The following is a 15,202-nucleotide window of genomic DNA, read 5'->3' as shown; positions in this document are numbered from 1 at the left end:
TTTTGTGAATATCTAAACCAATGAATATCTTTGGAATAGAAAAGGCGTCTTGTAATTGCATAATCTTCGTTTTTAGTACTCTCAAAGTTATGCTTTTACATAGATGCTTTGAGCTAGCTGGAGTTTAGTGGAATTACCGTTTCGCATCAAGTTTTCGTTAAGCCGAAAATTGAGCGGTTACGAACTTCCAGCCATCTCAAAGTGGCATAACGTTGTGGGCAAGTTTACCGAAGAAACTACGAAATCAACCCAAAAACCAAAATAAATTAAATCAATGGAATACCACGAAATTTTTGTGAAAATTGTATCAGAATGTGAAAAAACAGAAACCTACATTGGAACAGGAAATCCAAATAGTAAAATTTTAATTGTTGGAAAAGAAACCGCAACTGATATTGAAAACAAAGCAAATCTTGATGAACTTTATGTTAGATTTCAAAGAGAAAATTTACAAGATTTTAATGAAAATGCAATTAAGTGGAATTTAAATATTAAAAATAATGTTGAAGTAAATTCAATTCCTAATTGGATTGGCGGAAAAGATTCTCCTTTAAGTTCAAATCCATTATTTCCATTTAAAAGTTTACATCCAAAAATAAACAAACTAAAAGAAGGACATACTTGGAGCAAGTATCAAAAACTTCACGATTCTATTTTCTTAAATAATTTATCATCAACAAAGGAAAAAGAAATTGATTTTCACAATAATTTCTTTTTGACCGAAATGAATAGTTCACCAGCTAAATTTACAAAAGACGCGAACAAAAGTGGAATTCCAAGTAGAAAACAATTTTTTAAAGAAAACGAGTTTTTTCAAAATTTCCCAGTTATTATTTTAGCTTGTAGCAACTATATCAGTGGAAATGAAATAGAAAATATTTTCAACGTAAGTTTTGACAAACAGTGTGGAGATGGAAAACAATTATTTTGGACACATTATAATTCCGACAGAACAAAATTGGTCATTCATACAAGACAATTAAGTACAAATGTTTCAGATATCTTATTAAAAGAAATTGCAAACGAAGTTCGCAATTTCACAAACTAAAAATTAAAATTATGGCAGTTTATAAATTAAAAGCAAAAGGTAATTACGGGAATATGTCTAAAGGATATGAATTTCAGGTTAATTCTTCTACAATTCCGACTCCAAATGCAAATGACATCGAAAAAGAAATTGAAAGATTGGGGTTTAATTCTCAAACAAAGTCATATAAAAGCGCAGGAAATTTTGAAGTAACAAAACTTTAGTGCTAAAAACAAAACCTGCCCATAACAGCTAGGATTTCGTTGCGTGCGTAGCACGAACAATGAAGCCCGTGTTGAACGGAACCGAGTACCTGCCGTCAACACTATGGAGTTATCGTAAAGTTTTGAGAGAGAATTTCAAGAGGATTTTGTTCCTCTTTTTTTGTGGAGTTGTTTATCAGGTGGTTTTAATGTGTTTTCCATCACTTTCGGGGTATAATTTCCTTTACCTATAAGATTAATTTGTAGAGGTAATTGTATTTTATCTATCACCGAGATGATTGGATTAGGGGAAATTCCTGTGAAGAGTTGCATTTTTGCAATAAGAATAATCTTCTTTTTACACAAGTATTTTGTTATATTTGATGATAATACAACCGAAGTTTTTTCACAGGCTGACGTTAGTGGCAATTTTACCAAAAAACGAATTAGATGAAAAAAACATTAATTTTCTTATTTTTAGGTTTTATTAGTTGTAATTCAACCAAAGTAATTTCGAATTCAGAAAAAGAAAATATAATATCTGAATTGAATTACATATTTAATATTGACCAAAAATATGCAGGAGGTCCTTTTGATTACATATTTAAAAAACATGAGAAAAAGGAAGCTTGGAAAATTTTTGAAATGATAAGAGATAGTGTTGGTCTTGAGAATCAAAAAAAAATAAAAAAAATATATTCAAAATATGGTTATTTGGGATATGATAAAATTGGCAAAGAATACTCACGAAAATTTTGGATTACTATCCAACACGCAGACAATGATATTAATTTCCAACAGAAAATGCTTAAAGAATTAGCAAAAGAAATCGATAAAAATAACGCAGAAAAATCTAATTATGCAATGCTCGAAGACAGAATTGCAATTAACCTAAACCAAAAGCAGAGATTTGGTTCGCAAGTTACTTACAATAAAGCAGGACAAGCAATTCCAAAAAACGGATTAATTGACTCATTAAATGTTGACAATTTAAGAATTAACTATAATTTACCTCCTTTTAAAGAATATTATAATTCGTTAACAACTGATCATTTTGAAATGAACAAAGATTATTTTTTTAAGCAAGGAATGAAAGAACCAAAACTATATGAATAAAAATGCTGCCTAACAGCTAGGGTTCCTATGTAAAGCAGACTTACGTTATTAACAACTTTTTAAACTTAGCAATATATGGGCTAATTTAGTCCAGCGAAAATTCTAATTAGTATTATTGATAATATTATCATTGTTGCAGTTTGCCATTTTGTTACGCAATACCATCATATCCTCACTCACTTTTTTATCCAATATTTTAGCGTAGTGTTGTGTCGTTCTTATGTTTTTATGTCCCAACATTTTGCTGACGCTTTCTATAGGTACACCATTTGTAAGTGTTACAGTGGTTGCGAAAGTGTGTCGGGCAATGTGGAAGGTTAAATCTTTTTTAATGCCGCAAACGTCCGCTATCTCCTTTAAGTAGCTATTCATTTTTTGGTTGCTTAAAATAGGTAACAGTTTATCTTCATTTATGCATTGAGGGTGATTGGCATATTTCAGAATTAATTCTTCGGGAATAGGAAGGAGGGGAATGCGAGAAGCTGTTTCTGTTTTTTGTCGATGGGTGAATATCCATTTTCCACCATCAATACCTATACTGATATTTGATACCGTTAAGTTTTTGACATCTATGTAAGCGAGGCCAGTGAAGCAACTGAATACGAAAATATCACGAACAAGCGATAATGTTTCTGTTTTAAAATCTTTGTTGGTGATACTTTGGATTTCTAATATTACAAAATCAAATTGACAACATAATACAAATGACTTTAAATACCGATATTTACAATATAAAAATTTAATATAATGGGCTACGATTTAGTTGGATTTTCTAGAGCAGGAGATGTTTTTCATTATCGATGGGCTGCAAGACGTTCTCTAAAAATGATTTATCCAAACTCATTATTAGATTCCATTACCATAGAGGGCTCACCCGATGACGATAAGGCGGGGGAATATGTTATTGACCTAACTGAATGCTACCGAAAATCTGATGAACAACAACAACAACAACAACAACAACAACAACAACAACAACAACAACAAATAAAATATTATCAGCTAAAACACACAACAGTTAAAGAGAATACACCGTTTGTATTAAGTGATCTTAAAACTACCTTTGAAGGATTTGCAAAAAGATATACGCAGCACGCAGTAAAAGACGAACTTAAAGCAAAAGATATTTCATTTACAATTGTAACCAACAGGAAAATTGAGGATAACTTTAAAAAAGGGATTGCAAGTATTGCCAATAGTGCAACCGTAAATACAACATTTAAAAAAACTATCGTAAAATATACAGGACTAGATAGTATTCAATTAAAGGAATTTTGCTCAATCATCAATTTTGAAGACGGCGAAGGCAATTTTAATGATCAAAAAAATGAACTGAAGGTTGAGATGTCGCAGCTCATAGCAGGAACTTTTGACAATGCATATGTTGATAGTATAATCACGCTTATGCAGGACAAAGTATTACCTGATTCTAATGGTTTAATCGTTAAAGAAGACATTTTAAACAGAATTGCTGTTACATCGGAAAAAGCTATGTTTCCTGCTGATGCTATATGGGAAAATGTAGAAAAGACAATTACACGCCTTCAATATACAACTTTGGTTGATAAGATATTATTAGCAGATGCGCCAATCATTATCCATGCAGAAGGGGGCGTAGGCAAATCTGTTTTTGCAAGGCAAGTTTTATACTCATTGGTTGACGAATCAATAGGAATTGCATATGACTGTTTCGGTGCAGGAGGATATCGAAATCGCAGCACAACGCGTCACATGCACCGCACTGGATTGGTTCAAATAGCCAATGAATTAGCGGCAAAAGGCTTGTGCCCTCCACTACTTGTGCAAAGCACAACTCATGATAGTGAAGTGATGCAAGAATTCCTTTTGCGTATTGGTTCCGCTACCTCTGCCCTGAAAAAAGCAAATGAAAATGCTGCATTGGTACTTATAATCGATGCGGCGGATAATGCAGAAATGGCTGCAAAGGAATTTAATGAAACTTGCTTCGCGCATGAACTGATAAGAGAAGATTTACCTGAAGGCTGTAAAATTGTTTTCTTATGCAGAACAGAAAGAATTGATCTTTTACAGCCTTTAGGTAGCACCGCGACATATGAACTGGAAGGATTTAGTGCTGAAGAATCTTTGGAAAACCTCAAAAATTACTTTCCCGATGCAAAAGAACAAGATGGAACAGAATTTTACCGCCTTACTAATGGAAATCCACGTGTTCAGGCGAACGCCTTAGATTTTAAAACTGATTCTTTAGCTGAGTTATTAGCGAATTTGGGACCAGGCGGAACAAAAATAGAGGATCAAATCGAGTTACAACTTAGTAGAGCGGTTACAAGAATTGAGGATATGTATCCATCTGGATTTAAAAATCATGTAAAGTCAATCTGCTTTGGATTAGCGAGCCTGTCGCCACATATTCCTTTAGATGTATTAGCACGCGCAGCTGATGTGGAAATTGCCGCAGTTAAAAGTTTTGTCGCGGACATTGGCCGACCACTTTGGATTTCAGATTTGTCTGTTCAATTCAGGGATGAGCCAACTGAGACATGGTTTCGGAAAATTTTTTGTGCATCTACTCTGGACTTTCAAAATTACATTACCTTATTAGAGCCACTGGCTAATGATTCAACCTATGTTTCTCAAGTGCTGCCACAACTGTATCTTCAAGCTGAACAATATGATAAGTTAATCTCTAGTGCATTGTCTGATGAATTTTTACCAAAAGACAATCCAATTGACGCGAGAAATGTACGTGTATATCGTTTACAATTTGCTTTGAAAGCAGCATTAAAACTACGTCGCTTTAAAGACGCTATGCAATTGGCCATTCGAGCTGGAGAAGAAATGGCTGGAGAACAAAGGCAGCTATCATTATTACAGCAAAATGTTGATTTGCTCGTATTGTTGCAAAATCAAGAAAAGATAAAAGAATTAGCTTTTAAAAGATTGATTACTGGTGCTTGGGCAGGCTCTGAAAATGTTTATAGTTCATCACTTCTATCTGGTGTGGAAGGATACAAAGGTGAGGCGCGTGGATTTTTAAGGGCTGCAATGAATTGGCTAAACGTATACTTTGAACAATCAAAAAAAAAGAAAAAAAGCCCTCATCATCATGAGGAGGAGGAGAAACTGCATGACGACGATGTTTTGGAGCTTGCAAATGCACACCTAAACATACATGGTGTTGAAGGTTTCGCAAAGTTTATTACGGATTTGAAGCCTCATTCTGCAATATATAGAACGATCAAAGCTCTTTCTTCAAGGCTTATAGATAAAGGAGAATTTGAGCTTCTTACTAAAATATTAGAACAACTTAATGACTATCCGTATTACGTCGTTGCAATTACTGATGAACTAGGCAAAGTTGGACAATTTCCTGATGGAATACTACTAGAAAAATGTTTAAAAGCACTAAGTACTGAAAGAAATCGCATTAAGGTTGACGCTAATAGACACAACGATTCTATTACGCCGGGAATCCTTTCTTTTTTAGAGGCATGCTTACAAAGGAATTTGCCTGAAAATAGAATCCTGAAATCCCTTAACTACTATTTTCCTGAGCGAGCCAATCAAATGGTCTATAATGCGCATTTTAGTGATGATCGGGAGAAATATTTAAGGTCTTTGGCTGTCAGATTGCATATCGGTAAAAATGATACGGCTGATATCGACAGTGTAATGCCATCAAATTTAATCGAGGGAGAAAAGAAGCATCGGCAACATGATGATCAGAAGGAATTTGAATTTATAATTACTGCGTTACTACCAATGTATCAAGCACGCCTTAGCATTTTAATAAATCAGCCATCTACCATATTGTTGTTTGTTAAAGAAGTAGTACAAAAATCCAACCTGGCACTTAAAGGACGTTACAGATACAGTGATAATTTCCCATCTGAAATTGCAAATCTGCATATTTCTATTTTAAAATGGTCAAAAAATTGTTCTAATGAAGAGTTAAATAAATTTTTTCAATTCTATATTCAGAATAATGTTTCAATTAGGGTTAATCAAAAAATTAACCTAATAAGGATAGCCTATCGATTAGAACACCTTAAAACATTTGCGAAGGACTGTGAAAAAGTTACATTTAAACTTATTAGGTCAATTACTGAAGATGGACCAGATGAAGCTGCAAATCGCTATATAGCTCTATCTCGTGCTGTTGTAGTCGTATCAAGCGATGATGCCAGTGTGTATTTTGAGAATGCTATCGAAATAGTTTCTAAGTTCGGAGATGAAATCTACCAGCGATGGGAGGCTACACAAGCTATAGCTAAGCAGGCTGTAAGTAATACCAGTTCGTTTCCTGAACTTGCTTACCGCTTTATTAGGGTTGCGGAACTAGTGGGTGAAAATCTTCGGGAAAAACACTGGGACAGAGGCGAAGCTATACAAGTTTGCACAAGATTATCTACCTCTAGCGGAATAGCAGCGTTGAGTAGATGGCGTGAGAGGGAGGTTGGAAGATTTGAATGGGTTGATTCAGCTCTAATACAGGAATTACTTTATAGTGAAAAAATTTCCATCCATACCGCAATTGCTTTAACTACTTTTCTTAATATTGACCAGATTCGTACTATCATTGGGAACTTAATCGACAGTCCAATTCCATTGCAAGCCAAAAAAATATCAGTTGACCAATTAATACCACGTGTACAAAGAGAAGGTGCATCCCAAGAATATTGGATCTCGCTCAAAAAAGCAGTTGAGCACGCAGGTATTAAAAATGCAGTAATCGATGACATTACAAGATCATTTCCGATCGAGATCAAGATTGATTTAGAGGAGAAAAGAGAAACTAAAAATCTGGCAGAGAAAAAAGATAAATTTTTTGATTGGGAAAAGATATTTTTGAATTCTGATTTAAATACAGTTGATGGACTTAGTAAATCTCTGGGCACATTTGAGATGAAAATTGAAGATCGAAATCTTTGGATACCAAAATCCGAATTCTGGAAAAATGTCCTTAATCGTATTGAAGAAAACGACATATATAATTTTCTTGGAAATTCTATAAAGGTGCGAACCTTGTCACTGTATGACATCGAGGAAATTTTCCAGGTACTCCCATCAGATTGGAAGTCAAAAGTAAGTTTTAAGAAAAGGCTATCACCCCTACTATTTTCCATAGGTCAAAAATTTGCTCATGAACTCGTTATCAGCTGGCATTATAAATCGACGATTGAGAAACTGTCACTAAAAGCGAAACAAATTGTAGACTTACAAAATGGAATTTATGAAGGCTTGGCAGCCGGCAATGAATTTGTGGATGCCGAGGAGCTATTTGGATTTGTAGTTATTTCGAGTGAACAAATTACCCAAGGGGAAGCGGTTGATTTACTAGATTATACTCTTTCCAGATTTGAATTGCATATTGATGAGGGTTTTGGTGACGGATTACCGGATCCAACATATAATGAAATATTAGACATTTCTCGAAGTACAGCAGGTTTCATATGGTCCTCGCTTGCTTCTCCAAAATCAGAGATTCGATGGAAAGCCGCACATTGCGTTCGGGAATTGTACCACAATGATTGTAATGAAATAATTGACCAGCTTTTCTACTGGCTTGAGCAAGACTCTGCAGGACAGTTTGGTGTCAAAAATTATCCTTTTTACAATTTGCATGCCCGTCTATACTTATTTATAGCTTTAAGTAGGGTTTCTTTGGAAAAAGCTTCAAGTATCGAGAAGCATGCCACCATAGTTAAGTTCTACGCCCTCAATGAAAAACATATATTGATTCAAAAATTTGCTGCCGATACTGCCCTGAATATGATAAAGTATACTCCTGGAATTTATACAGCTGAGGAAGTTAATTCACTGAGCAAAGTAACGAAATCTGATTTTCCAATCGAAACGGTTGATTACAATTATCAAATTGATAGTTACCTACACGCGGAAAAAGAAGTTGATAAAAAAGATAATTTTTATTTTGGATATGATTTCGATAATTATTGGTTTAAACCACTAGGGGAGGTGTTCGCCATATCTGAAAAACATGTCGAAGATCTTGCGGCGATAGTTGTTGAGGAAAAATGGAAAGCTATAAGCGGAGGATATAATGAAGATCCGCGAGTTGGTTTGTGGAACAGTTCCAACGATCAAAGCACTTATAATTACAAGAGTAGCTACCCCAAAACCGATCGCCTAGATTTTTATATTTCATATCATTCTTTAATGATTGCAGCAGCACAGTTACTTGAAAAAATGCCAACTGTCATCAGACGAGATTGCAGTGATGATGATTGGAACGAATGGCTGTCAAGTCATTTACTTACAAATCCAGATGGAAAATGGCTTTCGGACTTCCGAGATCCTGTTCCAACTACCAGCCCATTGTGGGTAAAAAGTAATTACGGTGATGCTAAGAAGCTATTGATATCTGAGAATGAATTCATGGAATCGCTAGTTGAGCAACGGAATGGAGAAACTTGGTTAAATATACAAGGTTACTGGCAAGAAAGTAACAGCTCTACTAAAGGAACTTATAACATATCATCAGCACTGGTATCGCCAGATAGTTCAGAAGCTTTGCTAAATGCTTTATCAACATGTGTTGACTGTCACGATTATAAATTACCGTCGTACAAAGAAAAACGCATGGAAATAAAATCTATGCCTTTTATGCTTAAAGGATGGATAAAAGATAACAATATTTCAAAAAGACTTGACGAATTTGATCCTTTTGCCGGAGAAATCAGATTTCCTCCGTATGAACTAGGAAAGAAAATTATTAAAAAACTTAAGTTATCAGTTTCGGATGATAGCAAGAGATTATATGTTAATACATCTACAAAACCCTCAGTAATTAACTTGCTTTATGCAAGTTATAATAGTTCGCGCGATGACGAGCCACAACAAGTTGGTAACCGTATGATGGCAACTTTGCCGTTTTTAAAACAACTTTGCAATGATTATAAATGTGAAATTATATTCAAAGTAATACTGGGTCGAAATCAAATATATAGAAGGTATATGGATGACCACAAATACAAAGAATCAGTTAGTAAAATTTTTATATTATCACAAGATGGAAAAGTCAGAAGCATATCAGAAAGCCATCAACTTGGGTAAGTTGTTAGTTAACGAATTAAAATTAGAGGCCAGTGTCGACACATTAGGCAGATGGATGGCGCATTACCTTGCCTTAAAGATGAGTGAAACTGAAAAGGCTACTGGCAAAGAGAAAACAGAACTCGAAAAAGAATGCTTTGACATTATATTAAGGATTTGGAGCCATAGATGGAAAATGCCAGGAAACTCAAAGCCTTTTAAGAATTTCGAGCCCATCTTTGAATTTCTGGTTAAATTAAATCATGAACGACCGCGCTCTTTTTATTTTGATAATGCTCTTGCTGATAAGCATAAAGATGCAACTAAAAAAGCATCCAAAAGTGATGTATGGTTTGAAATAGCCAAAGATGTAGATAAATATGCCAGAATTTGTATAGACGAAGCTTTACATAATGCTGCTTTAGAATTAAGCACCAGTGAGCAGGAAGAATGGTTAAAAAATGCACCCCGATTAACAGAAGATATTGATGTTAAGATTATTAAATTTGTTCTTCACAAAGAAAAGGATTTTGACTTGATTGAGAGTACGGAAGAAAACAAGGGAGATTTAATGAAAAAAATAGAAATTGAAAAACTTAAATCTAATATTGACTTTCTGCAAAATTTTCAAAAAGTTCACAGTAAGTTATTAAAAGATCTAAAACAAAAATTAGCCGAAGTAGTATAGTGTTTGATACGGTAATTTACTATAATAGTGTTTGCATTTTATTTCAGAATTCTGGAATTCGTAGTGTTTGATTCTGGAATTAAATTAAATTATATCAAGCTTGAATTTGATTTCTGAGAATAATCAATTGTAAATTTGCTTTTCAAAACCATCATATCTTCACTCACTTTTTTATCTAATATTTTAGCATAGTGCTGTGTGGTTCTTATATTTTTATGTCCTAACATTTTACTCACACTTTCTATGGGAACGCCATTAGTAAGTGTTACAGTGGTTGCAAAAGTGTGTCGGGCAATGTGGAAGGTTAAATCTTTTTTAATGCCGCAAACATCTGCTATTTCCTTTAAATAACTATTCATTTTTTGATTGCTTAAAACGGGTAATAGTTTATCTTCATTTATGCATTGGGGGTGATTGGAATATTTCAGAATTAATTCTTCCGGAATAGGGAGGAGGGGAATACGAGAAGCTGTTTCAGTTTTCTGACGATGTGTGAATACCCATTTCCCACCATCAATACCTGTACTGATATTTGATACCGTTAAGTTTTTGACATCTATGTAAGCGAGGCCAGTGAAGCAACTGAATACGAAAATATCTTTTACTAGGTTTAATCTTTCGGTTACAAATACTTTAGAATAGATTTCCTGAACTTCTTCCTGGGTTAAATAATCTCTTTCGACTTCACGAATTTTTGATTTATAGTTTGCAAATGGATCTTTATCTAGCCATCCATTAGAAATACAAATCTTTACTATTTTCTTGAAATTCTTAATGTATTTGATTGCAGTGTTGTTGGCGCATTTGCGCACACTTCTCAGATAGAACTCATATTCTGTTATAAAAGAATGGTCTATTTTATTAATTTCAATATCGGATATGTTGTATTTCCACTGCATGAAGTCTTTGGTGTGTTTGAGTGAAGTTTTGTATCGCTCTAGTGTTCCAGATGCGTATTCAAGCCCCAAAAGCTCTTCTACTTTCCGGTTGTGTTCTTCGAAAATAGGGATGAGCATATGTTGATGTTCTTTGACACCGAGAAGTCTATTTTTGAATACTTCAATTGTGAGAAGTTCGTTGCGGTGTATTAATTCCATTTGGATGTCGAATATTTTTGATTTTACTAAATCAAGGTATTCATTTAATGAACGAGCGCTCTCTGTATTGCCTTTCATTTTTGACATCTCAGGTGACCATTTAGCAAAATCTATAAATTTTTTGGTACTGAACTCCATTCGATTTCCATCAACAGTTAATCGTACGTAGATAGGAAGTAGACCTGCAGCATTAGCTTTTGTGCTCTTCGCATAAAAGTGCAATGTAATTTTAGTTTTCATAGTGGTAGCCTTTTAATTAATTATTCAATTTAGATTTCTAAAGGATATCAAACAAGATGTTTAAATAGTGGACTAGTGATAGACTAGCCATTGAACAGGTTGTTTAAAATTTTAAGTTGATTTAGCGAGACCCTGATTTTAGAATTATTGTAGGGTCTCGATTTTGTCTCGTTAAGAATGAGATTAGATGAATAATTTGAATAATACATAAAAGCAAAAACCCCGTAAATCATAAGATTTACGGGGTATTGATACCATTTGTTTTTCTACTGGCGGAGAAAGAGGGATTCGAACCCCCGGACCTGTTACAGTCAACAGTTTTCAAGACTGCCGCATTCGACCGCTCTGCCATTTCTCCAGTATGTCGCTTTCATTATCCGATTGCGAGTGCAAATATAAGAACCTTTTTTGGTTTTGCAAATCTATTTTTAGAAAAAAGCATCTATTTTTAGGACTAATTTTTAAAGGTTTCATTCTCTTTACTTTAGATGAAACTTATTTTTATAAAAAATTAATGAATAAGTTCAATACTTTACATATTCGGTTATTTCTAACCCGTATCCAATCATTCCTACCCGTTTTGTTCCCTCAGTATTGGATACTAACCTAATTTTAGATATGTCAATATCATGTAATATTTGAGCACCAATACCAAAATCTTTACTGTCGATGATGATTTTTGGTGCTTTCATTACTCCTTCACTTTGCAGTAATTTGAGTTCAGCGATACGATTTAATAAATTTACCGCTTGCATGTCTTGGTTGATAAAGATAACAGCACCTTTACCTTCGTCATTAATTACTTGGAACATGTCATCTAGTTGTTGGTCTGCATTATTAGTCAATGTTCCTAATAAATCATTATTCACTTGTGACGAATTGATTCTTGTTAAAATTGATTCCCCCAAATTCCAAGTTCCTTTAGTCAAAGCGATGTGTATTTGTTTATTGGTCGTCTGCTGGTACGCTCTCAGTCTAAAAATACCAAAACGAGTTTCAATGTCAAAATCGTCTTTTTTAATAATTAAACTATCGTGTTGCATTCTATAAGCCACTAAAGCTTCGATAGATACTAATTTTAAATCGAATTTTTTAGCAACCTCCACTAATTGCGGTAAACGAGCCATTGAACCATCTTCGTTCATAATTTCTACAATCACACCTGCAGATTTAAAACCAGCTAATCTCGCGAAATCTATCGCGGCTTCGGTATGTCCCGTTCTTCTCAGTACGCCACCTTGTTTAGCAATAAGAGGAAATATATGTCCAGGACGTGCTAAATCATGTGGCTTAGTTTTAGAATCGACCAATGATAAAATAGTTCTTGCTCTGTCACCAGCTGATATTCCTGTGGTCACTCCATTGCCCCGTAAATCTACCGAAACCGTAAAAGCGGTTTCCATTGGATCTGTGTTGTTAGTTACCATTACGTGCAGTCCTAATTCTTTGCAACGGCTTTCTGTCAATGGTGCACAAATTAATCCACGTCCGTGTGTTGCCATGAAATTAATCATTTCAGGTGTCACTTTTTCGGCTGCAGCCAAAAAATCTCCTTCATTTTCCCTGTCCTCATCGTCAACGACAATGATTATTTTTCCTTGGCGAATATCTTCTATCGCCTCTTCAATTGTGTTGAGTTGAATGTTATTTGTAACCATTAGTGTCGTTAATTTTGTGATGGTAATAATTTTTTAATTACTTTTTGAAATGGAGCTAAAATAACGTCTAAATTAATTAATCCAATGTCGTTTGTAGCTCTGTATGTTAATAAAACAGCCAACGGAGTCAGGATAAATGAAGATAACCAAGATCCCATAAATGGTGTCATTCCGTTTTCCTGCGCGAGTCTTTTTCCAAAAGTATTTATAAAGTGAAATGTAATAAAGATTAAAATTGCAAAAACAATGGGAAGCCCCAAGCCACCTTTTCTAATAATTGCTCCTAGTGGCGCTCCAATGAAAAACATGAGAAAACAAGCAAACACGAGCACAAATTTATCGTAAAATGCCAATAAATGTTTATTAATATTCTTTTGTTTGTTGTCCAGTTCTGCTTTCGTGGTGTCAATGGAATAGACTATGCTGGCAAGATTGCTAACGGCTATTTTTAAAATTTCCGATTTTTGTTCAACCGTATATAATGACATAATATCTTTAGGAAGTGGTTTGCTTTTTGTGGCTTTTTCCAGTTTTTTATTTAGGGGAACACCAACGCGCATATTACTGCTTTCAGAAAATGCAATAATATCATTTTTTATATTTTTGTTTAAGGAATCTAAGGTATAATTTAATTCATTAACGTTCAGCATTGTATTAGTGTTAGCAACACTTTCATCGGTTACATCTGTGTTTAATTCAGACAAATCGATGTTAATAATTTGTTTTTTAAAGGAGCTTTTAGCAAAAGGCATTTTACTGCGATCTTCATATTTTTTTGGAACAATATCTTCGTAGTAGTATCCGTCGTTTAAAACTAACTGTAAAATACTGGATTGCTCACTACTGATTAATTCCCCATCTTTTGCCTTAATAACAGTTTTACTTCCGTCACCGATTCTAGATTTTTTGTGAATTGTCACACTAGTTAGAATATTACCTTGTTCGCCGGATTTTTTATTCACCTTAATGTTGTAAAAACCCACGTCATTAAACTGACCTTCGGCTATTGCCAATGCAGGTTTTACCTGTGCAATGTTTTTTCTAAAGTTAATGAATTTGTATTCCGCATATGGAATAACATTATTTGAAAAGAAAAAAGCAATAATGCTTAATAAAACGATAAAGACAGTCAAACTTCTCATGGCTCTTTGCAACGAAATCCCAGAAGATTTCATTGCTGCAAATTCATAATTCTCCGCTAAATTACCAAAAGTCATTATAGAGGATAAAAGTACAGAAAGGGGCAGTACTAATGGTACAATTCGAGGCATCGAAAATGCCAGAAATTTAATAATCATTAATAAGTCTAAATCTTTACCAGCCAATTCAGATATGAATAACCAAACTGTTTGAAGTATGAAAATGAAAAATAGGATTACAAATACGGTAGTAAATGTAGTCAAGAATGTTTTTAATAAGTATTTGTCAAGAATTTTCACCTAATAAATTAATCTAATTTGTTGATGTAGTAATTTGGATATTTACTTTCCGCAAATGTAAATTGATTTTTTGACAATGGTTGGTTGGTTTTGAAAGAATTAACCGTTAAAGTAGTTTTTGTCCCTTTTTTTCCAACTTCTATTAAATTATAGATGTGTTTTGTTTGAACATCGATTCCTAGTAATACTTCCTTTCTCTGATCTCTAGAATTAGTTGGAACCAATTTTATATACTGAATTTTTCGACCTTTTAAATTCTGTAAAATATCCATGTTGTATTTATAGCCAGTATTAAAAAAAGTTAGCAATTTTGATGGTGTAATGGCATTGTCATCTTTTTCGTAGACTTTAGATATAGTAATTTCCTCATCTTCCGGAACGATCGTGTACGTTTTTTTTCCATCAAAAATTTTAGTAACGCCCATGAAATTTAAAACATATTGATTTCCTTTCATGGTTACATTTCCTTTACTGTCCTGATTGATGTTTTCTTTAACATTGTTTAAAGAATACTTAAAATCAATCACGATTGTATTGTAACTTTTAACTTTAGCGGTAACTTGATCTAGAAGTTCTTTTGCTTTTTTATCTTGTGCTTGTATTGCGAAACTAAATAATAATAATACTGCTATTAAAAGAAATTTTTTCCCCATACTTTCTGTATTGTTTTTTTTAGATTCTTGAATTTTTGATTTCATG

Annotated in this window: 9 protein-coding genes, 1 tRNA gene and 1 pseudogene; 5 read left to right on the top strand and 6 right to left on the bottom strand. The window is 33.9% G+C overall.

What is annotated here, in order from left to right; translation table 11 throughout:
• The first annotated feature begins 274 nt into the window (after positions 1-274).
• The 3 genes from ACNQGJ_RS14825 (at position 275) to ACNQGJ_RS14815 (ending at position 2,346) form a co-directional block, all read left to right on the top strand.
• Positions 275-1,048, top strand: a complete 774-nt coding sequence (locus tag ACNQGJ_RS14825; protein WP_417974114.1) for a hypothetical protein — start codon at positions 275-277, stop codon at positions 1,046-1,048.
• 11 nt (positions 1,049-1,059) lie between these two features.
• A complete protein-coding gene (locus ACNQGJ_RS14820) occupies positions 1,060-1,251 on the top strand; it encodes a hypothetical protein (protein WP_417974116.1) in 192 nt (63 codons plus the stop codon).
• A 429-nt stretch (positions 1,252-1,680) separates the two neighbouring features.
• Positions 1,681-2,346, top strand: a complete 666-nt coding sequence (locus tag ACNQGJ_RS14815; protein ID WP_417974118.1) for a DUF6624 domain-containing protein — start codon at positions 1,681-1,683, stop codon at positions 2,344-2,346.
• A gap of 102 nt (positions 2,347-2,448) precedes the next feature.
• Here ACNQGJ_RS14815 and ACNQGJ_RS14810 read toward each other — a convergent pair.
• A pseudogene (locus tag ACNQGJ_RS14810) lies at positions 2,449-3,015 on the bottom strand (site-specific integrase); the annotation flags it as partial.
• A 78-nt stretch (positions 3,016-3,093) separates the two neighbouring features.
• Between ACNQGJ_RS14810 and ACNQGJ_RS14805 the strand changes: the two are divergent.
• Positions 3,094-9,402: a P-loop domain-containing protein gene (locus ACNQGJ_RS14805; RefSeq protein ID WP_417974120.1), complete on the top strand. Its 6,309-nt coding sequence runs from the start codon at positions 3,094-3,096 to the stop codon at positions 9,400-9,402.
• Positions 9,359-10,069 (top strand): hypothetical protein, encoded by a 711-nt coding sequence (locus ACNQGJ_RS14800; RefSeq protein ID WP_417974122.1) that lies wholly within the window; start codon positions 9,359-9,361, stop codon positions 10,067-10,069. The genes ACNQGJ_RS14805 and ACNQGJ_RS14800 overlap by 44 nt, the downstream gene beginning before the upstream one ends.
• An 89-nt stretch (positions 10,070-10,158) precedes the next feature.
• Here the strand turns inward: ACNQGJ_RS14800 and ACNQGJ_RS14795 are convergent, their stop codons facing one another.
• The 5 genes from ACNQGJ_RS14795 to lolA1 form a co-directional block, all read right to left on the bottom strand.
• Positions 10,159-11,406 carry a site-specific integrase gene (locus ACNQGJ_RS14795; RefSeq protein WP_417974124.1) on the bottom strand — a complete coding sequence of 416 codons (1,248 nt, stop codon included), beginning with the start codon at positions 11,404-11,406 and terminating at the stop codon, positions 10,159-10,161.
• A gap of 270 nt (positions 11,407-11,676) precedes the next feature.
• Positions 11,677-11,764 (bottom strand) — tRNA-Ser (locus ACNQGJ_RS14790).
• Between the two features lie 166 nt (positions 11,765-11,930).
• Positions 11,931-13,064 (bottom strand): 3,4-dihydroxy-2-butanone-4-phosphate synthase, encoded by a 1,134-nt coding sequence (gene ribB / locus ACNQGJ_RS14785; RefSeq protein ID WP_417974126.1) that lies wholly within the window; start codon positions 13,062-13,064, stop codon positions 11,931-11,933.
• 8 nt (positions 13,065-13,072) lie between these two features.
• Complete coding sequence (locus ACNQGJ_RS14780) at positions 13,073-14,503, bottom strand: LptF/LptG family permease (protein ID WP_417974128.1); 1,431 nt, start codon at positions 14,501-14,503, stop codon at positions 13,073-13,075.
• Positions 14,504-14,511: 8 nt separating this feature from the next.
• The gene (gene lolA1, locus ACNQGJ_RS14775) at positions 14,512-15,201 is read right to left on the bottom strand and encodes an outer membrane lipoprotein periplasmic chaperone LolA1 (protein WP_417974130.1); all 690 of its coding nucleotides are present in this window, start codon (positions 15,199-15,201) and stop codon (positions 14,512-14,514) included.
• Position 15,202 lies beyond the last annotated feature (1 nt).

The organism is Flavobacterium cryophilum (assembly GCF_048286555.1).
In the GTDB taxonomy this organism is placed as follows: domain Bacteria; phylum Bacteroidota; class Bacteroidia; order Flavobacteriales; family Flavobacteriaceae; genus Flavobacterium.
This window is presented reverse-complemented; position numbering and strand designations above follow the sequence as displayed.